This window comes from Niallia sp. NCCP-28, from assembly GCF_023168165.1.
GTDB lineage: Bacteria > Bacillota > Bacilli > Bacillales > Cytobacillaceae > Niallia.
Genome location: NZ_BQYJ01000003.1, coordinates 219,787 through 245,198, shown reverse-complemented (window position 1 = coordinate 245,198; position 25,412 = coordinate 219,787). Strand labels below are relative to the sequence as shown.

General features: G+C 33.0%; 25 protein-coding genes. 12 read left to right on the top strand and 13 right to left on the bottom strand.

Annotation, left to right across the window (positions count from 1 at the left end):
- Nucleotides 1-8 precede the first annotated feature (8 nt).
- Together NCCP28_RS10520 and NCCP28_RS10515 are read left to right on the top strand one after the other, a co-directional pair.
- Nucleotides 9-863, top strand: a complete 855-nt coding sequence (locus NCCP28_RS10520) for a manganese catalase family protein (RefSeq protein ID WP_248561370.1) — start codon at nucleotides 9-11, stop codon at nucleotides 861-863.
- A gap of 263 nt (nucleotides 864-1,126) precedes the next feature.
- Complete coding sequence (locus NCCP28_RS10515; protein ID WP_248561369.1) at nucleotides 1,127-1,345, top strand: hypothetical protein; 219 nt, start codon at nucleotides 1,127-1,129, stop codon at nucleotides 1,343-1,345.
- A 278-nt stretch (nucleotides 1,346-1,623) separates the two neighbouring features.
- Here NCCP28_RS10515 and NCCP28_RS10510 read toward each other — a convergent pair whose 3' ends face one another.
- Nucleotides 1,624-2,100, bottom strand: a complete 477-nt coding sequence (locus NCCP28_RS10510; RefSeq protein WP_248561368.1) for a hypothetical protein — start codon at nucleotides 2,098-2,100, stop codon at nucleotides 1,624-1,626.
- Between the two features lie 178 nt (nucleotides 2,101-2,278).
- Here NCCP28_RS10510 and NCCP28_RS10505 point away from each other — a divergent pair, with 178 nt between their 5' ends.
- Nucleotides 2,279-3,109 (top strand): DUF2935 domain-containing protein, encoded by an 831-nt coding sequence (locus NCCP28_RS10505; RefSeq protein ID WP_248561367.1) that lies wholly within the window; start codon nucleotides 2,279-2,281, stop codon nucleotides 3,107-3,109.
- A gap of 345 nt (nucleotides 3,110-3,454) precedes the next feature.
- Nucleotides 3,455-3,577 (top strand): hypothetical protein, encoded by a 123-nt coding sequence (locus NCCP28_RS23615; RefSeq protein WP_282579555.1) that lies wholly within the window; start codon nucleotides 3,455-3,457, stop codon nucleotides 3,575-3,577.
- Between the two features lie 9 nt (nucleotides 3,578-3,586).
- Here the strand turns inward: NCCP28_RS23615 and NCCP28_RS10500 are convergent, their stop codons facing one another.
- Nucleotides 3,587-4,087, bottom strand: coding sequence for a CBO0543 family protein (locus NCCP28_RS10500; protein ID WP_248561366.1), 501 nt, complete (start codon nucleotides 4,085-4,087; stop codon nucleotides 3,587-3,589).
- 956 nt (nucleotides 4,088-5,043) lie between these two features.
- Here NCCP28_RS10500 and NCCP28_RS23610 point away from each other — a divergent pair.
- Nucleotides 5,044-5,166, top strand: coding sequence for a hypothetical protein (locus NCCP28_RS23610; RefSeq protein ID WP_282579554.1), 123 nt, complete (start codon nucleotides 5,044-5,046; stop codon nucleotides 5,164-5,166).
- A 251-nt stretch (nucleotides 5,167-5,417) separates the two neighbouring features.
- Here the strand turns inward: NCCP28_RS23610 and iolG are convergent, their stop codons facing one another.
- The 4 genes from iolG to NCCP28_RS10480 all read right to left on the bottom strand — a co-directional run bounded on the left by iolG (nucleotide 5,418) and on the right by NCCP28_RS10480 (nucleotide 10,226).
- Nucleotides 5,418-6,431 carry an inositol 2-dehydrogenase gene (gene iolG, locus NCCP28_RS10495; protein WP_248561365.1) on the bottom strand — a complete coding sequence of 338 codons (1,014 nt, stop codon included), beginning with the start codon at nucleotides 6,429-6,431 and terminating at the stop codon, nucleotides 5,418-5,420.
- Nucleotides 6,432-6,546: 115 nt separating this feature from the next.
- The gene (locus NCCP28_RS10490) at nucleotides 6,547-7,536 is read right to left on the bottom strand and encodes a sugar ABC transporter substrate-binding protein (RefSeq protein ID WP_248561364.1); all 990 of its coding nucleotides are present in this window, start codon (nucleotides 7,534-7,536) and stop codon (nucleotides 6,547-6,549) included.
- Between the two features lie 311 nt (nucleotides 7,537-7,847).
- A complete protein-coding gene (locus tag NCCP28_RS10485) occupies nucleotides 7,848-8,693 on the bottom strand; it encodes a sugar phosphate isomerase/epimerase family protein (protein ID WP_248561363.1) in 846 nt (281 codons plus the stop codon).
- A gap of 519 nt (nucleotides 8,694-9,212) precedes the next feature.
- On the bottom strand, nucleotides 9,213-10,226 hold the full coding sequence (locus tag NCCP28_RS10480; RefSeq protein WP_248561362.1) for a LacI family DNA-binding transcriptional regulator: 1,014 nt from the start codon (nucleotides 10,224-10,226) through the stop codon (nucleotides 9,213-9,215).
- 840 nt (nucleotides 10,227-11,066) lie between these two features.
- Here NCCP28_RS10480 and NCCP28_RS23730 point away from each other — a divergent pair.
- The 4 genes from NCCP28_RS23730 to NCCP28_RS10460 all read left to right on the top strand — a co-directional run bounded on the left by NCCP28_RS23730 (nucleotide 11,067) and on the right by NCCP28_RS10460 (nucleotide 14,658).
- Nucleotides 11,067-11,654, top strand: a complete 588-nt coding sequence (locus tag NCCP28_RS23730; RefSeq protein ID WP_309296622.1) for a ferritin-like domain-containing protein — start codon at nucleotides 11,067-11,069, stop codon at nucleotides 11,652-11,654.
- Between the two features lie 496 nt (nucleotides 11,655-12,150).
- Nucleotides 12,151-12,663 carry a DIP1984 family protein gene (locus tag NCCP28_RS10470; protein ID WP_248561361.1) on the top strand — a complete coding sequence of 171 codons (513 nt, stop codon included), beginning with the start codon at nucleotides 12,151-12,153 and terminating at the stop codon, nucleotides 12,661-12,663.
- A 747-nt stretch (nucleotides 12,664-13,410) separates the two neighbouring features.
- Nucleotides 13,411-13,842 carry a VOC family protein gene (locus NCCP28_RS10465; protein WP_248561360.1) on the top strand — a complete coding sequence of 144 codons (432 nt, stop codon included), beginning with the start codon at nucleotides 13,411-13,413 and terminating at the stop codon, nucleotides 13,840-13,842.
- 108 nt (nucleotides 13,843-13,950) lie between these two features.
- Nucleotides 13,951-14,658: a DNA alkylation repair protein gene (locus NCCP28_RS10460; RefSeq protein ID WP_248561359.1), complete on the top strand. Its 708-nt coding sequence runs from the start codon at nucleotides 13,951-13,953 to the stop codon at nucleotides 14,656-14,658.
- A 186-nt stretch (nucleotides 14,659-14,844) separates the two neighbouring features.
- On the opposite strand, the gene NCCP28_RS10455 is transcribed toward NCCP28_RS10460, so the two are convergent.
- From NCCP28_RS10455 to NCCP28_RS10425, 7 genes are all read right to left on the bottom strand, one after another.
- Nucleotides 14,845-15,612, bottom strand: coding sequence for a DUF817 domain-containing protein (locus NCCP28_RS10455; protein WP_248561770.1), 768 nt, complete (start codon nucleotides 15,610-15,612; stop codon nucleotides 14,845-14,847).
- Between the two features lie 117 nt (nucleotides 15,613-15,729).
- Nucleotides 15,730-15,954, bottom strand: coding sequence for a helix-turn-helix domain-containing protein (locus tag NCCP28_RS10450; protein WP_248561358.1), 225 nt, complete (start codon nucleotides 15,952-15,954; stop codon nucleotides 15,730-15,732).
- Between the two features lie 10 nt (nucleotides 15,955-15,964).
- Nucleotides 15,965-16,447 (bottom strand): DUF2975 domain-containing protein, encoded by a 483-nt coding sequence (locus NCCP28_RS10445; RefSeq protein ID WP_248561357.1) that lies wholly within the window; start codon nucleotides 16,445-16,447, stop codon nucleotides 15,965-15,967.
- A 761-nt stretch (nucleotides 16,448-17,208) separates the two neighbouring features.
- Nucleotides 17,209-17,847 (bottom strand): trimeric intracellular cation channel family protein, encoded by a 639-nt coding sequence (locus NCCP28_RS10440; RefSeq protein ID WP_248561356.1) that lies wholly within the window; start codon nucleotides 17,845-17,847, stop codon nucleotides 17,209-17,211.
- Nucleotides 17,848-18,378: 531 nt separating this feature from the next.
- Nucleotides 18,379-18,711, bottom strand: coding sequence for a hypothetical protein (locus NCCP28_RS10435; RefSeq protein WP_248561355.1), 333 nt, complete (start codon nucleotides 18,709-18,711; stop codon nucleotides 18,379-18,381).
- A 1,519-nt stretch (nucleotides 18,712-20,230) separates the two neighbouring features.
- On the bottom strand, nucleotides 20,231-20,857 hold the full coding sequence (locus NCCP28_RS10430) for a class I SAM-dependent methyltransferase (protein ID WP_248561354.1): 627 nt from the start codon (nucleotides 20,855-20,857) through the stop codon (nucleotides 20,231-20,233).
- A 255-nt stretch (nucleotides 20,858-21,112) separates the two neighbouring features.
- A complete protein-coding gene (locus NCCP28_RS10425) occupies nucleotides 21,113-21,544 on the bottom strand; it encodes a hypothetical protein (RefSeq protein ID WP_248561353.1) in 432 nt (143 codons plus the stop codon).
- Nucleotides 21,545-22,744: 1,200 nt separating this feature from the next.
- Between NCCP28_RS10425 and NCCP28_RS10420 the strand changes: the two genes are divergently transcribed.
- From NCCP28_RS10420 to NCCP28_RS10410, 3 genes are all read left to right on the top strand, one after another.
- On the top strand, nucleotides 22,745-22,993 hold the full coding sequence (locus NCCP28_RS10420) for a YueH family protein (RefSeq protein ID WP_248561352.1): 249 nt from the start codon (nucleotides 22,745-22,747) through the stop codon (nucleotides 22,991-22,993).
- 306 nt (nucleotides 22,994-23,299) lie between these two features.
- On the top strand, nucleotides 23,300-23,788 hold the full coding sequence (locus NCCP28_RS10415; RefSeq protein ID WP_248561351.1) for a CBO0543 family protein: 489 nt from the start codon (nucleotides 23,300-23,302) through the stop codon (nucleotides 23,786-23,788).
- A gap of 311 nt (nucleotides 23,789-24,099) precedes the next feature.
- A complete protein-coding gene (locus NCCP28_RS10410; RefSeq protein ID WP_248561350.1) occupies nucleotides 24,100-24,600 on the top strand; it encodes a CBO0543 family protein in 501 nt (166 codons plus the stop codon).
- Nucleotides 24,601-25,412 lie beyond the last annotated feature (812 nt).

Below are 25,412 nucleotides of genomic sequence, written 5' to 3'. Positions count from 1 at the left end.
GAATTTCCTTGTATTTTTATAAAGAAGATTTGATTAATATGATTGTGCCAGATAAACCAGATCCTGCTGCTGCAAAAGTGTTGCAGGAAGCGCTTGGCGGACAATTTGGAGAAATGCGTACACTTATGCAGTTTTCTTTCCAAAGCGCCAATTTTAGAGGAAAAGCAAAACAGTACAGGGATTTGATCAGGGGAGTAATGCTGGAAGAATTAAGCCATGTGGAACTGGTGCAGACTACCATCAATCAACTATTAAATGGTTCTGGAGATGAAGGTGTTGGAAGCATCAGCGAAGACGGGACACCACTTGATATTGCCCTTGAAAATGTAAACCCCCATCATTATATTATGGGTGCACAGGCATCTCTTCCAGTTGATGCGGCGGGAAACCCCTGGTCTGGTTCATATGTATACAGCCATGGAAATTTAGTGGCTGACTTATTAAATAATGTGGTATTGGAATCAACAGGTGTACTCCAAAAAAGCCGTCTTTATGAAATGAGCTCCAACAAAACATTTCGGGAAACGCTAGCCTTTTTAATTGTACGAGATAATGCCCATCAGAATGCCTTTGCAAAAGCATTGGAAACACTGGGAGTAAATTGGGGGAAATTATTTCCAGTACCAAATTATGACCTTAATAAATATCCAGAATGCAAAAAATATGTGGATATGGGATTTCATAATGCACAATTTAATTTCCGCTTAGATGAAACAAGAATCAGCGAAATTTTCCAAGGACCTTCACCAAGCAGAAATAAAGAACCCTTACAAATTGTAGATCCGCCAAAAGGATATCCAGTACCTGAAATGCCTGAAATGCCTAATGAACACGCCCCAGGTTTATATGATTTAAATGCATAATCAGACAGCTTTTGCCTTTTTTTAAACAAGGCAAAGGCTGTCTGATTTTTACAATAATAATTGAGCGACTTAACAAATTTAAAAATCATGGCATAAGAAAAAAACTTTTTAGTATGATAGGAAGGACGTGCACGATAGCATGTATCCCCCATAGTATATGTAGTATTACCTGCTCATAGTTATAAATCCGTTAACTTTGCAAAAGGTTAGCGTCCGCCGTTAATTTACATGGGCAAATGCTTTAAGAGGAAGTGACGAATAATTTGAGAACGATTATAACAGGTTTAAACGGAGCCACTTACCACGATTTCCCAAATCCAGCATATGGAGGCTGGAACCAAATGTTTTATGGTCCACCCCTTAATTACTATTTAATTGGAAATAATCAATATAATTTTAATCCACCTTCCCAAACTAGCCAAGTATCCTTTCCATATATAGGACCAAATGTTCCTTTTCGGTTTTTCTATCCATTTTATTAAAGGATAAAATTAGGGGTCCTTATTCATAAAAAGGATCCTCGATTTACTAAATATTACATTTAATGACTTAATCATTTCATTTACAATTATTTATATCTGATAAACATGGGACCAAACATTATTTTCGATGCTTAAAAGAAAAAATCATAAATTAGATAAATCAAAACTTAACTTGACTATTTTTACAAAAAACAATTTATAGATGTTTTCTATAGCAATTCATCCTTTCCTCAGGGGAAAATCAGTAAATTATCTTAACAAATCCATCTATTCCTTCGCTATTTTAAAAGCATTTTGGAATGGTTTCCCCTTTTTTCATAAATATACTGAAAACCATACATTAGGATAGACTTCACCATAAACAGGAAAGATAAACGGACTTTTGATAGTCTAACAAGATTCACATAGCCAATTTTTTTAAACCAATCTATCATTAAGTAGGTAAAAATAGTATCGATAATTATATTCACTATTAAATACAAGCTGAATTTTCCGAATGTATACTTTAAAATCCATAACGATCCAACAAAAAAAGCTCCAAAAATCAGCGGCAGCTCTCCAATAACATTTGGTTTAATGGTAAACGGAAACCACCACCATTTTCTTTTTTCCGCAATACACCCCTCAAAGGTTACATATAAACACATAAACAGCGCACCAGGCAAAAATCTTTTGATTGATTTTAAACCTATAAACGGCAGAAACACATACGGCAGTACTAGCATCAATAATAAATGCTTTTTTGTTATTTTCATGCAGTGAGCCCCCTTTGCTTATACCTAATAAGACTATTTTTTCCCTTTTAAGAAAAAGATATGTAGAAATGTTTTTTCATTATATGTGGAGAGCATATCCAAAAAATTTAATGAATTCATACATTTCTCGCTCTCTTAAAACGTATTTATAAATATGTTGATAAGGGAGGAACTCATTTTGCCAAAACCAATAATAACAGTATGGGAAGAACATTTATTTTGGCTTGAAATTTTGCAAGACCATGCCTATTTTGTAAGAGACCATTTATCACCTGCTGAACAGGAGTATGTAAATACTTCCCAGAATTACATCCAATTATTCACCGAACAAATCAATCAGTTAAAAAGAATTCCTCGTTCTTCTACTTACAAGGAGGATGTGATGATTCAATTTTCAAAATCAGTTTGGCCTGTCGCCTTAGGATATTTTAAATTCGAAGGAAAATTGCAAGCCCTTAGGATAGATAATAAAATAAATCTAAATTTATCTCCTACCTATTTAAATGGAACATTGGCTGAAAATCAAGAATACTTACGGATTATTAACGCTTGGTCTCAAGGAAAAGACCCTATTCCCCTCCCATTGGTTGACTTGATGGATTTATGGCTAGAAGATCAATTAGGCCATGTGACATTATTTAGAGATTTAATTGATCCTATTGAGATAATGCTGAATCGGCAAGCTGAGGAATACAGCAATAAATTTAGGGCATATATTGTACAAAACCATCATCTAAAAGGATATTTGCGCTTTAAAGAACCAGGTTTTGCCCGACAAAAAGAATTTGCATACGAGGTTGGCAAAACAACCATTGAAATGAACCAATTTATATACAGTATGGTTACTAAATACAAAAAAAACAAACTATTAAATAAATCTACTTTGCGATTTTTAGAACATCATTTTCCTGAAACTTGTTATTTCATCAAAAAACTGAGCTACTATGCTCCAAAATTACAGCCAGATGCAAGCAATTGCACTCTTACAAAACCCTCCTATCTAGATTAGAAAACACTTTCTAACGCAGCAACGACTCTCTATGCCAATACGTTTATTATTGAAATATCTTCTATAAACAAAGATACTGGGAAAAGTTTGGCGAATACTATTTCATTGGGTTAATTAAAATATTGCAATACTTCTTCCATTTATTCATCTACATAGGCATAAATAAAAAAGCATATGGACTTTCTCTAATTGGAAGTCCTTTTTTCTGCTGAAAAATATTAATTTTTTATGTTCTTCGATTTCTATACTCAGCAATAGTTTACCAATCATTAACAATTATTTAATAATTTATGTGTTCTATTTTAATATTACTATATTATGCTAATGTCAGTGGGGATAGCATGCGTGGCTATCATGGTATTTGGCGAAGGAGGAGCCGATACTACTAATTATTTCATTACTTTAGTCATTTTATATACATACACAAAAGATAAACCAATCGTTTTTATTGCCATGGTTTATCTTTAAATTCATCAGCTAACTAAAAGGAATGGAATAGATGTACATTAAAAGAAACCCCATGGGGATGGATAATAGCAGTGTCAGCAGCGGTTTTTTTTCATGCAAGCGGAGAAAAATAAACATAAGAATATTAAAGAAAAAAGAGTCTACAAGCGTCCAGCTATTGTGATGGGTAAAAGTCCCTGTCTTTATCAGTATCCATTCATTAGAAGTATAAATAATAACCCAAATAAATGTCCACGAAATCGAAATAAAATGGCTTTCTGGATAATTTCCTAAAAAAATAAATATGGTGCATGCAAATACAATAAACTCTCCCATTAAACAGATAAGCTCATATTTCAGAGGCCAAGTCGGCTGGAGTATCCAAAGATGCTTAGCACTCGTCAAATAGTAGTACATTACATCACAGAAAATAAAATAGAGAATGGTTGAATAGTATTTCTCCCAATTTCGCCAATCTCCCCATTTTATTGCTGCAGCAATCCATGTTGTTACGCCAATAATTTCTGCCATTCACTTCGCCTCGAATACATAAGTTTAGTACAATAAAGATTTTGCATTAAAATTTCTTAATATCACACCTGTTTTTGTCCCTATTTTCACCAAATATTCGTTTTTTTAAACAGGATTCTACAATTTCTCCAGAGATAAAAGCCTTATTGCTTTTTGCAATAAAGCTTTTATTTGCTTATTCTTCCCTTTTTAGCTGTTTAAAGTAACATAAACTGTAAGATTACTCAGCATGATTTCTTCTTAAAAAAGGTGTATCTCTTTTTCCCCTAGACAATACCTTACACTTAGAGCTCCCGCATGCTAAATTGCTTTTAAATAATTTTCGTTTTAAAAATCGATTAAAACGCTCAGGATACTCCCCTATAATATTCTTTGCATAATTTAAGAAATTGACGTAATTATCCAGTAGCGCTTAACAGCTTTCAAGAAAATCCAGCCTATGTTAAAAGCCACTTGATCTATCTTTAATATTCTTGACGCTTCCCCATTATCTTTTCTTTAGTGATATGCAAACACTTCGGCCAATAGAAATATCTCCTGATGCCTTGCAATCCATGCTTTGATGCTCAAACGAATCCTAGCTATCCAAATTCCACCTGCTATTGACCTCTCCTTTTTCTTCAAAATAAAAACCAGTTACCGCATATCACAATACAAATAATTTTTGTTTTTATAGTTGGCATTGAACATATTTCTTTGATAACACTTAAATTTTAATACCTCTAAGACAAATGATAAGAACAAAATCCTTAATAAAAAAATAAATTAACAGTACAGGGATTTAGTTTCTATACTTTTATTCAGCCTCTTCCTAATATAAAAATTCCTTTGCTGAACATCTCTGTCTAATCTCATCATCTTATAGCGAAGCAAATTTCCATTCATAGAAAATATGATTTTCTCGCAGCCTTTTCCTCTTTACTACGAAATAAGCATTCCAAAAAATTCCAAGGGGGGTGGATATTATTAACCCATATATGATAATTACAGGACTTCTATTAGTAGAAGCGGGAAATTCCTATATCGCTAATCAAGGAGTTTCTATTAAGGATATACTTTATTATGTGCAGAGATGGTAAGAATCTAATCTTTTCCAAATAAAAAAAGCATGGAATGAGCAACTATTTCTAACTCGTTTCATGCTTTTTTTATGAATTTTCTACTTTCAATTCATTTAATTTGGATGGGCACCCCTGTTTAAGTTATTTTAAATAACTTAAATATTACATAAAAATTCAGCATCATCTCAATCACTTCCTAAATTCTTTATCCTTGTTCATGCCTAACCATAACCTTGCACAATTATCCAATTCAGACAATAACCTTGCCCTCAAGCATCTATTTCTGATAGTTTTACAGGTTTTCCTTCTTTGAAAGACTTTTTTGCTGCAAGGGCTATCAACTCTGCTTGTAATCCATCATAGCCGCTGACTAAAACAGCTTTGTTATATAATATACAATTAACAAAATCTCTCGTTTCCTCTACATACGCATCAAGGTATCTTTCCAAGAAAAAATACTTAGGTTTATCGGTATAAACCCCTTCGTCTGTTGTTAACTCCACTGTATTAGGAAAATCATTCTTCACCGTTGCACAACCTAAGGAACCAAATACCTCCACTCTTTGGTCATAACCATAAACAGCCTTTCTGCTATTATCGATGACGCCAATTGCTCCATTTTTAAACTTTAAGGTAATAACTGCTGTATCCACATCTTCCAAATCTCCGAATATAGGATCCACTAAAACAGCTCCTTGTACATATACTTCTTCTACATCACTTCCTGATACAAATCTTGCCATATCAAAATCGTGAATAGCCATATCAATAAAGAGCCCTCCTGATACTTTAATATAATCTGGAGTCGGCGGATTTGGATCCCGGGAAGTTACTTTAACAATATGTGCCTGCCCTACTTTTCCACCCTTGACCATTTCCTGTACTCTTTTAAAATTGTGATCGAATCTGCGGTTAAATCCAATCTGCAATTTCACCCCTGTCTCCTTTACAATCTGAAGAGCACGTTTTGTCTCCTCAACATCGAAACTAATAGGCTTTTCGCAGAATATGTGTTTTCCCGCTTTAGCTGCTTCCATAATAATTTGTGTATGTGTATTTGTTGATGAACATATGAAAACAGCATCAATTTCAGGATTATTGATAATAATTTTATAATTATCATATACATCTTGAATGCCTATACTTTCTGCCCACTCTTTAATTTGATCCGCAAATATGTCAGAAATCGCCGTCACTTCTGCACTCGGTAATCTAACCAAATTTTCCGCATGTAATTTTCCAATTCTTCCTGCCCCAATGATTCCAATCTTAACTTTTTTCATCTATTTTTCCCCTCTCATTCAATTTACATAAAACCTGATACTTCGGAGTGATAAAGTCTAAGCACCTTTGTCGAAGAAGATATCTGTTATATCGCTCTCAAAGAAACTATTCCATTTATTTCCCCTCTAAACGTTCGTTTAATTTAGCAATTTTCGCTTTGACTGTTTCTTTTGTAATTACTTCCGCTCCTGAATCAATGCGTTTTTCAACTTTCTCGCCGTTTGCATTCTGGTAAGCAGACTCTACGCCTAAATAACCAATCATATAAGGATCTTGGGCAACAGTAGCAGTTAAACCGCCGTTTTCAACAGATTCTAATCCTTCAGGCGTTCCATCGAAACCTATGACTAACACATCTTTATTTTTGTCTTGCACTGTACGCAATGCACCTAAGGCCATTTCTTCATTAGTCGCATAGACTGCTGCGATATTCGAATGCGCCGTCAAAATATTTTCCATTACGCTTGCGCCTTTTGCACGGTCGGAGTCAGCAGGCTGAATAATCACTTTAATTCCTTGCTCTTTTAACACTTCTTCTGCGCCTTTTGCACGGTCATCATGAGTGTTATCACCTTTCGCTCCACGAATAATTGCTACCGTGTCTCCCTTTTCCACTTGTTTTGCAATAAACTCTGCACCTAAACGGCCAGCTTCATAATTACCCGTTCCAATAAAAGATACTTTATCCTTAAAGTCAGCGTCAGTGTCAAGCAATAAAACAGGAATCCCTAAAGCTTTTGCTTGCTCAAAGGTAGGCTTTGCTGAAGCAGGCTGGCTTGGAGCTACAAGAAGTGCATCTACACCTTGAGTAAGTTGATCTTCCATCATCGATACTTGTTCTAAGAACTGTGTTTCAGCTGGCGGTCCAAGGACATTAACCTTCACTCCATATTTCTCTCCAGCTGCTTTTGCGCCTGCTTCGACAAACTTCCAGTGGTCACTGTTTAGCGCCTTTAAAACAACACCAACTTCTAATTCTCCATCATTGCCTTTCCCCCCACCGCTGGCATTTCCTGATTGTGATTCTGTTGCATTATTTCCACAACCAACTAATGTGATTGAACTGATAAGCAAAATTAAAGGAATATACCATATCTTTTTCATAAAAAGCTCCCCCTTATAAAGTTTCTTCTTATCAAATATTTAATTTTTTCTTTATACACTTACTGTAAATAATCTGATCAATATCTCTCTAATCTTTTTTTCTCCATCTGACCGAACCACTGCCCATTACAATATTTAACAAATAATAGGAGACAATAATTTTGTCAGAATAAATTTCCTTATAGCTTTAACAGATACTTAAAGTGTTTATTTACTACATACCAACGCCTGAAAATCATTTTCCTTAAATCTATAAGGCGTTAACTATTCCTATCAATAAATGCCCTTCATCTAATAAACAGGTTACACTTTTACTTTGAAACTACTTCTCCAAAAGACCTTTTTAGATATGCAAGAGATTCAATTGCATATGTATAAATAGACTCCATCGCTAAAGGACCTTTATCTGCTTGGAATGGATTCACCCCTGGTGCAGAACACTCCACAACAACTGTTTTGCTGAACCCAGATTTCTTAATGCCAGAAACTACTTTTTCAAAGTTAATATGCCCTCTTCCCAAGGCTTGACGATTGCTATCAGCCACATGAATAATGGCCAGATGATCTTTCAAATTTTCAAATGCTGTTTCCATATCTTGTTCTTCAATGTTCATATGATACGTATCTAAGAGTGTTTTAACCATTGGATGATTAGCTTCTTGAACAAACCTCAAAGCATCTTTTGCATTATTCACAATACAGCTTTCATAACGGTTCAAAGGTTCGATTACTAGAGTTACATCCAATTCGCTTGCTAAATCGGTTAATTGATGGATAGACTCCATTGCCCATTTCCAATCCTCTCCCTGATTTCCCATTGGTGCTACTTTTCCTACAGCTGAAGGGCATACTACAAGATATTTACCTTCTACTTGTTTCACCGCTTCGATTTGTCGTTTGAAATAATTAACAGCTTTGCTTCTATTGAGAGTATTTCGATTTGCTAAATCTTGTTCTTCATTTGGCCATCCTGTATCTCCAGTCAATCCTTCTATTTCCAAGGATAGATCTCGAGAAAGCTGTAATAGTTCTTTCCAATTATAATGGTCTACTGCTGCACGAATTTCAATGGCATCATAACCTGTTTCCGCTACAAATTTCATTACTTTTTCAATGGAGGCATTCCCAAAAGTCCAACTGCATATAGAAAATTTCATATGTATCTCCTACTCTCATAGATTTTAACTTTCTCAAATGAACTTCTCACAGTTTTCAGATAACCGATTACTTAAATAATTTTACTAATGCTCATAGATTTTATTATTAATAATAAAATCTATGAGCATTAAAACTATTATAAATGCACCACCTTCCCAAGTAACTTTTTCGAAAAAACAAGGTAACCGATTACCTTGTTTTAAAGTCTACACTATTTTTAAAGCGTTTTCAATAATAAATTCAGAAAATAATTTTACTTCATATATTTTTATTCTTAAACGATGTATCACCTAATCTCCTTTTTCTCCAAAAGCCCCAATAAACTGTCTTTTAATATAAAGTTTTTTTCCATTGATTATTGTTTTTTGTATTATTCCATCAAGTTAGCTTGCTGGTCGTATAAATTAATTTGCTGCAAAAACAGCAAAGATTACAAAAAGATCCTACTAATATAAAAGAAGCCGGCTTCAAATAATGCAACTTTTTGAACCAACTTCTTTTTCATTAAATATACTATTTTAGTTTTTCATATTCTCTATCTGCATAGTTGATTGGCGAATAATGATGTCTGGCAATAAAACTACCCGATGTGTCATTTTACTTTTCCCTTCAATTTTTCTAGTCAATAAATCTACAACATGATGCCCAATGTCTTTAAGGGGCTGCTGCACCGTTGATAAAGAAGGCACTACAACTTGAGATAGTTCAGTATTGTCAAATCCAATCACAGATAGATCATTGGGGATTATTAAACCACGTTCATGCGCAGCTTGCATAACACCAATTGCTAACGAATCATTGCAGCCAAAAATAGCGCTTGGGCGTTTCTCTAAATCAAGTAAACTTCCTGCATGAAACTTGGCGTATTCCCTTGTCGGATGATCACAAACCACTGTCAAATTTTTATCAATCGTTAATCCTGCATCAATCAGAGCCTGCTGATATCCTTTTATACGCTCTTTGCTGCTTCTATCTCCTTCAGCAACAACTCCAATGTTTTTATGGCCTAGTGACAACAAGTATTCCGTAACCTGATAACCGCCTAAATAGTCATCGACTGTGACACTGTCAATTGGAAGAGCAGGCAGATCTCGTGCAATCAGAGCAAGCGGAAATCCCTCTTTAATTAAATCTCTTAAAAGTTTAATGTTTTTAAATCTAGCTGCTACGATGATTCCATCTACTTGTTTTTGCTTTAAGAGCGATATATATTTCAGCTCTTTGTCTGGATTCGCATCTGTATTACATATCATTAAACTAAACCCAAGTTCTTGCCCTCGTTCTTCTATATATTTTGCATATTCTGCAAATATGGGATTGGAAAGATCAGGAATGAGCAATCCAATTGTATACGTGCTTTTCCCTTTTAGAGCAGAAGCAATCATGCTTGGCTGGTATTGTAATTCATCCATTACTTTCTGAACTTTCAACTTCGTTTTTTCACTGATGGAACCTTTGTTGTTAATTATTTTAGAAACAGTAGCTGTTGAAACGCCAGCTTTTTTAGCTACATCATAAATAGTTATTTTCATTTTAAACACACTCTCAATATCGATTGAATTTTTTATAATAATGTATAGACACTGTTTTATATCATTTACTCATTTTATCAGGAAACAGCACCCTTTCCCCTAACTTACAGATCATCTAAATATATTTTCAGTAATTCCAGCGAATGAATAGCAATTTCCAAGGTAACCGATTAACTTTATTTTAATTATATTTTGAATCTATATAAAAATAAAGCCTTTTCCTTTAAAAAGGCGGATAATCAAAAGAATACTGACAGTAATCCATTTTCCATCACTAACAGGCTTAGCAAATAGACATATTATCAGCTGTGCATCCACACCAAAAATAAATAAAGGAGATAAAAATTGGAAAGCTCTTTATAAATCAAGAATTCCTCTTATAAATCTATTTCCTGTTCGAAATATAAAACAGTGCATAAAGTTAGTTTTTTATCTCTTATACTAGTTTTATCAACTTGTATCTTACCTTTGAATTTATTGTGATCATTAGAATTGACAAAAATCAGCTTAAATTTGGGACTTGCTATTTTTCTTTCCCCTGTTCCTTTTATGCAAGACATACTTCTACATTTCTTCTTAGAATATTATTCATACCATTGCTCCTCGGCTTGAAATGAAAATATGTGCAAATGTCTGCCAAACAATCAGCAAAAGCTATAAAGAAAACAGCGTTACGGCCTCTATAATCCATACAATTACAACTATTTGAAAACTAATTTCCGCTGCACTAACCCCATTCATATCCAATTATAACCTCTCCTAGAATTTGCCTAATTTATATAAGGACAGACATTCCTTCTCTAACCCAAGCATACCTTACTATTAAAAAGGAGAATTGCCATGCACCCTTCTGACACAACTTATGGCGGAGTATTCTATCAAAGTTATCCTCATCTTTATCATGGTCCTTGGAATGAACTCTTTCGTTATCCTGACTCTTCTTATCCTATTGAACAACTCCCTTCTGATCTACATGCTTATCATCACTATTTAAAGCTTCTTGGTCCCCTTCATCCGAGAAAAAAGGACCTCATCCCATTAATCAAAAAAGCAATGGATGGGGAGTATTCTGCAATATCATGTTATAAACAATTAGAACATTTAGCTCCTACTCAAAAAGAGAAAAAAATCATTCATGAGATTAGAAAAGATGAAATTAGACATTTAAATACATTTTCAGCGATTTATACTCAACTTACTGGAAAAAAATACGATCCAAAAATCAGCGAAAAATGTCCTAATGAATATAAATCTGGACTAGATTTCGCCTTCTGTGATGAACAAAATACAGTTGATCATTATTTAGATATCAGCGCCCAAACAGATAATAAATATATTAAAGAACAATTTACGAGAGCAGCAAGTGATGAACAAAACCATGCAGTTTGGTTTCTATATTTCTTAAATAGGGGGATTTCTAGATCATAGAAAAAACATAGCTTATTAGGCTTTTCTGGAAGGGGGTAAAAATAGATAATATTGGTGTGTCACTATTAGCATGTAAGCAAGACAATTATCAGCAATATTAACGAATTAGCAGAAAACACTGATTTTCATCTATCAAAAGATTTATGGATGGTTCCAAAAAGGATTTATAAAAAGGATTAAAATATTTATTGCTTTTATTCAAAAATTTTCTTCAAAGTTAGTATCTTTTTCAACTAACAATAACGTTAAAAAGGGGAATATTTTTTCAAAAAAATCCCCTTTTATTTAGCAAATCTCCAGTCCCAACTTGCTGAAACAAGTCTGCTGCCGATTTCTGCCTATCTCCCAAATGCATAACGCATCATCTGCTTAATTTTTTGCTATTTTCAGAGATTATTATTTGAATTTTTTTTATTTTTGATAGTAAAATAGAGAAGCATGATAATAATACTTCCAATTATAAGCAATTGTGCCCACATTTAAAATGGAGGTCTGTATGAATAAAATTACTCAAGCAGAAGCGGTAAAACTGAAAAGTGTCCTAGCAAAAAGAATTCATGAGTTAGAAGAAGAAATGGATCGAGTGGCATTTGTGCAAGTCGAAGCAGGCAAAAAAATGCCTGTGCAAAAACGAACCATACAAGATGTGGAAAAGGATATAGAGGCAGTTCGCACAGATTATCGTCTGTTAGATACGCTTATGTACCGGGCGAATATTGATTATACTATTCTGTTTGAAAATAAAAAGCTTCCGATTGTCGAAGCTATTGAACTCGCGACACAATTAAGAGCAAAAGCGAGAAAATATAAAGAATTTGCCGCAGCTGAGCAAGAGGAATATCTCTATTCCTATGAATCTATTCAGTTGATGAAGATTGCTACCTATGATCCAGAGGAATATCGCGTAAAAAGCATGGAATGTGAAAGACAAGCAAATCGGCTGTCCAATTTAATCAACAGCAAAAACTATCAAATCGAATTAGATTTTGAAGCAGATAAATATTTTTAAGCCTTGAATAGGTGAGACTCCTGTTCAAGGCTTAGAAGGATCATTTGGTGTGTATCTCACATGGTTTTAATGGCGATGGGACAAACCGATTATCCATGATCCATTACCCTGTTATCCTTTACCAATGACCAATAAAGCAAATGGCAATGGCTTATTTCTTTAAGTAATTTGGCATCCTTCTATGAAGAACCGGCCTCATGATAGTTTATCTATTGATGGGGTCGGTTTTTAACTTTTCACCCGTCTAAAGTCTGATAAAAAATTCACGCTCCCTTATTTTATAGCAAATAAAAAAACTATGTTGCAAAAGATTGATCAAAATAACGGTTTCTTTGATTAACCATTTATTTAAGATTTTTTTTATCCTCTTATTACAAGAATCCTTTAATCTTGTTTTTCAAAAAAATGAATTAAGGCAAAAATAATAGCACATTATTTCAAATCTCTCCCAAAGTTAAGATAAGAAAAAGAGTCTGGAATCATGTGCTCGTTTATCATAATCTATCTAAAGAGAAATATTTTCATCCATTCTATTGCTGCCTTTTCCTCCAAACCGCTTTATCCCTTTGTGCTTTTCGCATTGAATTGCCAGATTATTAAAGTATATTTTTAAGCTAATATAATATGAATAATTAGACAAAATATTTTAGCATGGTAATTCCATATCCATGAAATATATGATAATATTACGAATATACGTTCTATCTATAAAGAATATATAAAATAAAAAAGAAGAGGTGTGTATCGATGATTTTAGGGGCTTATGCTTATTTACGAATGAATGGTGATGGAAAAGAAGCTGTAACATTTTATGAAAATGCACTAGAAGCAAAGGTTTTAGGAGTGCAAACATACGGAGAATTGCCTGAAAACCCAGAATTCCCTCTTCCTGCTGAAGCAAAAGACCTTGTAGTGCATGCACAATTAAAAATCGGCAATACATTCCTTATGCTATCTGACACATTCCCAGGTCAACCATATCAAATGGGATCACAAGTGGACGTAGCGATTACCCTAAATGATGCGGAAAAATCAAAAGAAGTATTTGGAAAACTTCAAGAAGGCGGCGAAGTAATCATGCCACTTCAAGAAACTCCTTGGAGCCCATCCTATGGACAAGTAAAAGATAAGTTCGGCATAACCTGGCAAATCTCCACCATCGCAGAAAACTTTAGTTGATTTTTGAAAAAAAAACTTACATTTTAACTTGAGCATGCTTGATTAGAAATAGAAACTCGATAGCTACAATAATTTGAATATGATTACAAAGAAAGGAAGTGCCAAATAATGAATTTCGAAATGGTTATGCAGGAACTGGAAGCGCTCGGCAAGGAACGAAGCAAAAAGACTTACATAAGCAATGGTGCACAAGAGCCGCTTTTTGGCGTAGCTACAGGCGCTATGAAGCCGCTCGCAAAAAAAATCAAAAAAAATCAGCCATTAGCCGAGCAGCTTTACGCCACCGGGAATTACGATGCCATGTATTTTGCCGGCATCATTGCAGACCCAATGACAATGACTGAGGCAGATTTTGAGCGTTGGATAGATGCTGCGTATTTCTATATGCTGTCCGATTATGTGGTTGCAGTAACTTTAGCAGAAACCGACTTTGCACAAGTGGTTGCCGATAAATGGATTGCAAGCGGCGATGAACTGAAAATGTCGGCAGGCTGGAGCTGTTACTGCTGGCTTTTGGGCAATCGACCAGACGCTGAATTCAGCGCCAGCAAGATTGCCGGTATGCTTGAACAGGTAAAAAATACGATTAAAACTTCTCCTAATCGAACAAAGTCTGCTATGAATAATTTTCTTTACACAGTCGGGATTTCTTATTTGCCGCTACATGATAAGGCTGCTGAAACCGCTAAGGCTGTAGGCCCAATTGAAGTCACACGAGACAAGAAAAAAAACAGCATCCTTTTTGCTTCCGAAATTATTCAAAAAGATATAGATAGAGGAAGGCTTGGTTTCAAGCGCAAAAATGTCCGATGTTAGCATAAATGCGTTCCGGCAGTATTATTAAAAGCTATTTATAAAGAAAAAAGCAACAATTCAAACGTTGCTTTTTTCAATTTATCTTATTGGGAATCTTATACACTAGGAAAACTTCAAGTCAAATTCCTTACTATGCTAAGGAACCGCCTTTTTTAAAAGGGGGTTCTTAACAGTTATAGAAATTGACTAGTGTCGAATCTTTCCTTTAACCTGCTTTAACGTCGCTACTATAAGAAAGCTGACAATCACTAATAAAAGCCATGAACTCACCTTTCCTAGATGAACAAGACTCCATTCATCCGTTTGGTTGGGATATTTCCAAGCTCCAAAAAACGTTGCGATATTTTCGGCTACCCATATAAAAAAACCAATCAGCGCAAAAGAAAGCGCAAGTGGCATACGATAACATGTCCCATTGACCTCGTATATGACCCATGATCGCCAAAAGACGATAATTACAAATCCAGATAACCACCAACGAATATCCATCCAATAATGATGGGTAAAGAAATTCAAATAAATCACAGCTGCAAGAGGTACAACTACCAAAAACGGCGGCCATTTAATCAATTTCACCTTTAACCTTCTCCACGCTTGGCAAAGATAACTCGCTACACTCGCATACATGAATCCACTATACAAAGGCACTCCAAAAATTTTGGAATACCCCTCCTCTGGATAAGACCAAGAGCCCATATGCACCTTAAAAAGTTCAAGAGCAAGCCCAATAAGGTGAAACAATGTGATAACCTTCAGTTCATCCCCCGTTTCAAGTCCAGCACGCACCATCCACCACTGCATGAGAAGGCAGATGATAAGCAGCCAGTCATAACGCGGCAGGAAGGGAATTGGCAGTAGTTGCGTAAAAGCCAACGAGGCAAAAATAACGACAGGAAACAAACATGATAGAACCTGCTGCCACCCAAAATAAACGAGCTGCTTTAGTGTTCTCATGATTTGTACCTCCATTTTTTGAATGGGTAAATTCATGAACAGCTCCCCTTTTATGAATTTGATTCATTGAAATAATGGAAAAATCTTTTTTGTTTTTTAATGCTAAATATTCCCACTTTATTGATTTTGGTTATCTTCATCGCTTCGATATTCTAAAATATCTCCAGGCTGGCATTCTAAAGCCTTACAAATCGCCTCTAAAGTTGATAATCGAATCGCTTTCGCCTTTCCATTTTTCAATATAGAAAGATTAGCCATTGTTATCCCAACCCTCTCTGAAAGTTCAGTTACACTCATTTTTCTTTTAGCCAGCATCACATCAATATTGATTATAATTGCCATTGTTGTCACCTCAGACCGTTAAATCATTTTCTGATTTTATATCTATGGCATTTTTTAACAGACTTTGAAGAACAGCAGCAAAGACTGCAATTACCATGGAAGCAAAAATAAGGACTAATCCGATTAATATGATACCTGGGGCATCGTCTGCCTCCGCCAAAAGATAAAAAAGTGGCATTCCTAGAACAAACAGGCTACTGATTGTGATTGCACATTGTTTAATATTGCTTAAAGACTTTACAGATAATTCTGAGAACGCTTTGTTCTTGTCAATATAGTGCAAAAGTTTAAAAGCTTGATATAAAGCAACGTAAAATGGTATAGCTGCTGCATAAAAAACGATGAAAACAAAATACTTTATATAATCCATATCTGGATACAATTCTGCTGCAAACCCCGCTATCTCAGGCACTAAAAAGATGCACAAAACAAGAATTGGAATTCCGATAAAAATAACAGCTATTTTTAAAAAGAGCGTTGACACTCGTTTCACAAAAAACACCTCACTTATTTATTGTCTATTTGAATTTAACATATTATTTATCGTTTAACAATAAATTTTTATTAAATAATAAAATGTTTTTATTGTTATACTTTTAAAAACCAAAATAAAAAGCATTCCTCATTACAAAAAATGCTTTTTAAAACTTAAAACTATTCAATTTATAGATGATTAACTAACCTCCCTTAATAAACAAATATTTATCTCTTATTTTCACAGTTTTTTCTTATTCCTTCTATCTAGAGAACGTTCTAACTAAGCACTTATGAAAACTTCTGTTTCAGATAAGTCATAACCAGCAATACACGCTTTCCCTTTTAAAGTCTCTCTATCATTTTTAGCAGCTTAACTAAATGCTTTGCATTTTCAGGCTGTTGAAAAACGTTCGCTCTCTTCGTCACTCCCCTTTTTTGCGGTGCTCATTACCACCAAACGGTAACTCCACTCCTCAAAAAGTGGGATTCCTCGATAGTCAAACGTTTTCATTCAGCCTGATTTTTTACTATCAAACTTTTTCGACACTCTGTAAATGCTTTGCATTTTACAGCAAAAAATCATTTTGTGCTTTTAGACTATCTCCAACAAGTTCGCGAGCGCGTTTGCCCTCCATCTCTGGCTAAAGCTGTGTATACCTGTGCTCTTATTGATTCTGCTTCATTTTTGCAGCGTTTCTTTTTCACTTGAATATTATAGCTTTTTATTTTTTTCGAGGTATAAGAACCTGTTAGTAGATTAAAAAAATAACCGGATGTTTAAGTCCGGCTATTAGTATTTAAAGTATTGGAAGTTTTTCTAGGCCTAGGAATATGCCAACCATATTTTAAAGAAAACATTCTTAAAGAAACAATTAAAATAAATAAAATATAAAGTTCAAATTCATTCGTAGCATCTCTAAAGCTGATAATAATGCCTGTCATAATAGCCCAAAACGCATATAAATCATATTTGAAAACAAAAGGTTGCCTCTTAGCTAAAGCATCTCTAATAATTCCTCCACCAACTCCAGTTAATAGCGCTGAAGTTATAATGGCACTTGAAGGAAGATTTAACTCTTTTGCGAACAATGCTCCTTGAATAGCAAAAGCTGCTAATCCAATAGCATCCAATAGACCGAAAGTAAGCTCCCAATGTTTCCGTTTGGTCAGATTTTGAAGTGGAAGAACATAAATTAAAGTAATAATTAAAAAGCTAATTAGGAATAAAGTTCCTTGACTCCAAAGAGTTGTTCCGGGAGCACCGATAAGCAAATTGCGTATAGCTCCTCCCCCAAATGCTGTAATAAAGCCTAAAGCATAATAACCTATCAAATCGTAATCTTCTTCTGATGCAATAATCGCTCCGCTTAATGCAAAAGCAATTGTTCCAATGATGTTAAAAATTTCCCAGGACATAGTTACACCTACATTCATTAATGTTTAAAAATGGCATTTCTATTTGCTTATTTAGATATTAAATTTAAACTTTTTTGTTCCAAATAAGTACTATTTCTTTTTTAATAATCAAATAGCAAAAAATATATTCCGCTTAAGTACAAATATAGTAATAAATAGTGATTTTATATCTTTAATAAGACAAAAAAAAGAACACACTATTTAATTAAATTTTTCCAAAAGCCATAAATGTAAAAAATAGCAAGCCATAAAGACTTTAGTTTAATAAACTATAAAATTTATAAATCTATTATAAAGGAAATCAAATACTTAGAAAAGGAAATAATTGAATAAACTAAACAAATAGAAAAAAGAAAATATAAACGAAAACCCATCAAAATATAAAGTGACCCCAATTGTTCAACATATCCAGCAATTAGGGTCACTTTAAAATTAAAAAAGCTTCTTCTTAGTCTCCTTGGTTCCATCTTTCCATAAGCAAAATAAGAAATTATTTATTTGAAGCTATGCATCAGATTCATCTTCACTAAATTATTCGCTAGAACCTGGCTCATTTGTTGCATTTTTTATTTTATTTTTCCCACCATCTTTAGCAACCTGACCAAATTGATTTGCGTTTTGGCCGCCTTTATCAGCAATCTGTCCGCCTTGACTCGCATTCTCTCCATCCTTACCTGTCAGGTTCTGTGAGCCTTCCGATGCTTTTTGTTTTACTCCAGCATTGCTTCCTTGGTTTGCAAGATTATTATTATTGTAAATATTTACATAAATTTTAATTCCATCTTTATCATGCTTGAATGAAATCGTTTCTTTTGGATTTTTATTTTTATCCTTCTTTTTGCTTTTATCTTTCTTTTTACTCAAGCGTCTCACCTCCTTCATCCATTCTGCTATTAATATATTACTTTATATAATAAATGCTTGTATGCTTGTCCATCGCTATTTTTCTTTTTAATGAACAATTCTCTCCTCCCCAAAAACAACAAATTCCATTTTTTTAAATACCTATTAGAATGCACTTATAATCAGGAGTGTTTTCAAGAACTCTCAAGCGTTTTTCTTTTTGAATGAATTGTTTCCTTATTTTATATTTTTGCAGAATTGCAAGCAGACTCTACATATCTATACACAGTACTGTTAAATGAAGCCTTATTTCTTCCTCCACTACTCTGCCCATATGATTGAATAAGAAAAAGCACCCTATTCAGAGTGCTTCTTATTACAATATTCCTTAATCATTTTTTCTTTTTCTATAAATTCTTTCATCTTGATGTTAATCCACGTGGAAATCTTGATACCTTTCTTGCCGGCATACTTTGCAAACTCATCCTAAACGCCCTATTCGAGAGTAATATTGTGACTAGTTGCTGCCAATAGTGCCGCCTCCATTTTATAGTGTTTCATATGGACAGATATTGACTGAAGGTACTATAAATATTAATAAGACATTAGATTTCCAAGCGAAGGATAAAGGTGAATCATTCGGAAATCCATAGACTTATCTAATCGTGTAATTACTATTCAAAAAGGATTAATAAATGACTGATCCTTTTACAGAAATTATCAAAATAAAATGACTTTAAAGGATTAGCTACTTACATGAAATTAATTTATTCCTATGCAGAAATGATGGAAACTTCATGCCTAAATCAAGTTTATTTAATGCCATGGAAAGAATTCTAAATAGGGCTGATCTTCCTTCATATACCTATACATGTTCTTAGGGACTCTCACACTGTATTACTTTTAAAATCTAGGGTAAGTAAGTATTAAGTCCATACAAAAAAGGCCTGGTCATAACAAACCACCAAGCCACTATTGGTCTATACTCACATATTTCTAAGAAAATAGAAAAAGGCTACTTTAAAAAATACGAACATCGACCGGACGATATACTGGGTTTTTAAAAAATTCATGGGCGTTTTATAGGAGACGTGCTATTCTTCCTCCATAACACATGTATGCACCCATGATTATTAAATCCTCAAAACCTGTTAATATCAATCTTTTATGCTATTAATACATTTCCTTGTATTGATCTCTTTCCCAGGATCGACTTGTGTTCTGAACATGTCTTTTTTTCTTACTCATTATCATGCCTTTTAAGAATCCCTGGGTATAAAAGATTTCTAAAATAAAATCTTTCACTTTTATTCATATCTTTTCATAAAAATAGTAAAAAGTAGTCCTCAAGGCTATTTTCGGCTAAAGTCCTTATTTGTTTAAATAGATTTATTTACAAACTTGTTCTTTTTTCCACTCATTTATTATAGGAACGCTTCCCCAACTGTTACATAAAAAAGGCTTCCTATTATTTAAGGAAAGCAGCCATAAGTATATCCACAACCTCTCTCTTAACAATTCATTTTTTATATGATTATCTTTATAATTCTTTTTTACATTTTACAATAATAAATTTAATTGGAGGCTTATTTTCCATGTTCTTACTTGGCTCGTCGATTTTGGAAGACTCTATCAGTCCATATTTTCCAAATTCTTGTTTTATAGAGTCAGAATCATAGAAAAACATTTTTACGCCTTCCATTATTTCGAAATAGTCTTTATCCAATTGTTTGCCCTTGCCAAACATTGGGGCTTCTTTTGAAACAGTTGTAAAAATCATATATGCATTGGGTTTTAACTGATTATAACAATCTTGAATAAACTTCTCTCTTTCGCTGTTATTCAATAAGTGAATAAGCGCATGGCAAAATATGCCATCATAGAGTTTATTATCAAAAGGCATGTCAGTTACCGAACCATGAAAAATACTGATATCAAGCCCATTTTCCCTCGCCAAATCAATCGCTGTTTTTGAAATCTCAATACCTGTTACATTTATTCCCTTGTCAATAAAAACCTTTGCATTTCTACCATATCCCATACCTGGTAACAGTATGTCCTTAACATTTTTTTCAAGAAAAAAGTCCTTTGTTAAGATTGCGGAGTCTGTAGGTTCGAATCCCCACATTGTTTGTTTTTCTATAAAGCTTGATTCCCAAAATTCCATTATACCTCTATCTCCTTTAGGTTTTATTTTAATTAGGATGCTATGTTGCTTAAAGTACTGTTAAACACTCAATTAAAGACATAAAAACTTTTTACTAACTATAAGGGGTGTTCGTCTTTTTTTAAATAATAATCTCTTTACGATTAATGAAATGTGTTCTTATATTTTCATTATCGTTCTTGTTAAACTAGCTTTATAAATAATTAAATATTATTTTAAACCTACACTACAGGGATCTATATGCTATTCTCTATACTAGATTATTTTTTCAAACCGATTTTTCATCAATCCCTTACGATAATCATCAATAAAATTGCTATACTTTATTTCAAAAATATTTTCTAATGTAAATTGATGCTCTGGAGAAAGGTCTCTTATTGTTAGTTTTTTATAAACTTCATGTAAATCATTTTTCTTTTTAAAATGCTCCAAAAAATCTTCATATACTATCTTTGCAAGATTTTCTTTTTCAAATTTCTCTTCCAGTTCTTCTGAAATATCTTCGCAAAAAGAAATGGAACGGAGAAATAAATACTCTAGGACATAAAAAGTAACTGTGTGCTTCAGATTGCAGGGACAAAAGAAACTATTCGTTATCCTCTCCCAGTATCCTGCTCCATCTAATCCTTTTCTATTTTCTAAAATCCCCTTCTCTTTTCTAATGATATCTAATGCACTGAAAATCATCAAATCTCATTCCTGTTATCATGCATTTTAATTTTCAATATTCATTCAATGTACGTTTTAACAATACGTGTACAATTCCTTTATAATTTACGTCCAGTTCATCTGATATCAATTGAATCATTTCAAAAAATTCTTTTTCTAATTTCACATGCACAAAGCTCCCGGTATCAACAATTAATGCATCATTTCCTAAAACTGCTGCCCAGTTACTAGATACAATTCCTTTTGTTCTATTCTTTCTTCCATCAATGTCACTTGAATTTTATGTTGACCTATTTCTATAGAAAAAAGTTTTCCTTAAATTTTCGAGAAGTCATTTCCAAATTTCGTGATTCTCAACTTTTCCCTCCAATGTTCCCTCCCCTCCATTTCCGGCAGCTTCATCTCCCCCTTTTTCCCTCTATACACTTAAATTCTCTTCTTAAAAAAATTTACAAAAAAATGTCTATAATTTCTTAAAAATGCCTATTATATAGTTAAAAATATTAATTGATTGGAGATGTATTTATTCATTGAAAAATCTAGATATTATCGTAACAACTCCCTTAGATCAACCAAACAATATTAGATATCTTAGCCTAGAAGATGAGGACTGCAATTATAATGATCACGATTTACCTGGTGAAGAAAATTAATAAAGCTGAAGGAGTGCTGCAAATAAAGCACTCCTTCTTTTCTTATGATGTTTCCTCTTAAAAATAAAAAGAGCCTTGATAAAAGTTATATAGGCATTGCGCCTTCACTGAAAAAATATAAAAATTTGCTGTGTTCTGTATACCTTTAAAAAGGATTAAACTTAAGATTCTTTTACTTTTTCTAACTTCATAAATATAAATTAGGGTTTTGTGAATTAAAAACTTTAGATACTATCCAATTTTAATTAGTTCATGAATCAGAATTAACATTTTTAGATTAAAGAACTATAGTAGACAAATATATTTCCAACTGATTTCACTAAAAATTCATAAGTTACATAAGAACTTATCTCTAAATTCCTATATATTTATCTTAAGGAAGGATCTTACCCAGTATCCAATTTCACTCACCTATTATTGGATACTGGGCTTTTTGTTGCATAGCTTTTTTAAATTAATGAAAAACTAGAGAAGTCCTGACTTTTCCGATAAATTTGTAATATTTTCGTAATATCCTTTTCTGACATTTATCCATTATAATTTGAGAAAAGGACTGATTTTAATTATGGAATATCTACAGAAAAAATTAGATGGTTTACATAGGAATGCTGATGTCTTTATCATAAAAACTAAAGATAATCGATTTATTGTGTCTATTCCACAAATTCATTGGTCTACGGAATTAAATGTTCTTGATGAATTTGAACAAAAAGTAAATCATCTCATACACTCATTAAATTTCCACATGTATGATGGAGACTGCAAATCATTGGCACACACAATAAGTGAACTAACAATATCCAAAGAAATGTAGATTATGCTAGGAGAAGTGCTCCTGGCTTTTTTTATTTAATCCGCACCTTTCCTTCATATATTCAACTTCGTTCGTTGCCTTTCCTAAGATAAGTTTTTCAACCAAGCTATCCTTTTCCGTTGATTCGGCCTTTCAATGTAATGCTCCAAGGCGTATTTGGTAATCTGTAATCTTTTATATTCGGTAAATAGCAACTTCCTTTCTCTGGCGCAGTTTTTCAAGCTGTAACATTAAACTGACTCTTTCATTTTATAAACGTATATTTCTCGATTATTAGTAAATAGTATTATTGGAGGGATAACTATAATGAAACGTAGTAAATTAGAAAAAACAATATTAATTTGTCTATATATATTTGGGATTTCGTTTCTTGTGAAAATTATTAGAAAACCTCCAATTAAAGATTGGGTACTTATTTTTTTATTTAAGGGATATACTGCTTCTATACTAGATATATTGCTTGTAAAAGAGGGAGTTATCAAATATCCCGTAAATTTATATAAAAAATTAAATATCAGCTTTTTATTTGATTATTTGCTTTTTCCGGTAACTTGTGTTTACTATAACCAGCTTACATTACACTCTAATATTTACTTAATATTTCTCAAATCACTTTATTTCAGTGTGCCTATGACTCTGATGGAGCACCTCATAGAAAAAAATACTGCTTTAATAAAATATAAAAAATCTTGGAATTCTTTTTATAGTTTAATCACCATTACTTTAACTTTTTTAATTTCTAGATTATTTATTGGTTTAGTTAGGGATAAAAGTAGCACCTCTAACAATAAATAATTGTGCCAAAATACTCTCTAATTAATTTATCCGTTCATAACTTATTTATTAAGGAACAGTTGTTGTCGACTATTCCTTAAATATGCTTAAAACTTTTTATTCACCATCTTCTTTACCGCCGGATATAAAACCGGTAGTATCATATAAATCGGTAAACCCTTGTTCTCCTTCCATAATTTCATAGTTACGCTATTGTTTATTTCAATCTCTTCTTTCACATTTCCCTCACTTTTATTCCGCATTTTTTTTAAACAGAGACATTAATCCTTCCTATCTTGGTTAAACTAACATAAAATTATAGGAGGATTAATATGAAGAAAAAAAAGTATGAAAAAATCGTCTTAAGAATATTATGTGTTATAGGAATTAGTTCTTTCCTTAACTTACTTCGAAAGCCTCCATTAAAAGATTGGCTAATTATTTTCTTATTGAAAAGTTACATAGCCTCCATCTTAGACAACCTTTTAGTAAAAAAGGGGTATCTAACATATCCAGTAAAATTATTAAAAACCTTTGATGTCAGCGTTTTATTTAGTTATCTTCTTTTTCCTGTATCCTGCATATATTTTAATCAAGTAACTAAAAATTCAAGTGTTTTAGGAATATTGGCTAAATCATTATTATTTAGCGTTCCATCTGCATTAGCTGAACATTGGATTGAAAGAAAAACAAATTTAATTAAATATAAAAAATCTTGGACATCCATACATAGCTTTATTTCCATTGCATTAACCTTTTTAATCGTTCGATTTATTATGATATTAATTAGAAAAGTTGCTTCTAAGCAATCAAGGAAAACTGATTGCTTTTAAATTGTGTTTGCTGTCTGCTCCCATCTCTTTTTCCTCCTAATGAGGAAACCTTGGATATAGAACATATCAAACGTTGGTTAACTCTCTTAAAAATTCTGCTATCTAACGTTATATTTCATTAAAATAAATTCTTTTCTTATCTCCTAATGTAAAAAAGGAAAATATTGAATATATAGAATTCTAAAAACGACTTTCAATTTTTTTAGATGAATATGAAAGAAAGGAACTCTTAATTCTCATTTGTTAAGCCCTCAATTCAGTTTTTTTTTATCCATCAAAAGAACAAATGTTCCTATCATCAACCATTTTTGTTCCTTTTATTTCATCTAATTATTGATGATTTTTGTGAGTGGATTTATGCTACAACAATCATTAGATTTTCTATTTTATGCTTCATTCAATTATCCTTCTTTCTCCAAAATAAAAAGCCCCCCTCAAAAGGATGCCATAGTTTATTTTTCTTTTGGCTTCAATTTCAATGCATGTTCTAGCAATTCTTTAAAGTATTGTTGCTGCTCTGTTCAGTCGAGTATCACTCATCATTTTTATAAATAAACCACTAATAAATTGGGGATTTTTTTCATCTTTGCTTACTCTATCCAAAGCAAAAGAAACCAATACAATAGTTGTCATAGTTAATTATTAAAATGGTGGTATTTAGTAAAAGTAACACTTGGTAATATTAATACTTCTTTGTCTATTATTTATTATGCTTTAATATTTGTAGCAATAAGAGCAAATTAATAAGTTAAGCTATCTTCACATAATAGCTATTTTCTCCTCGTATCCCCGTCACGACCATGGTTTAAAGT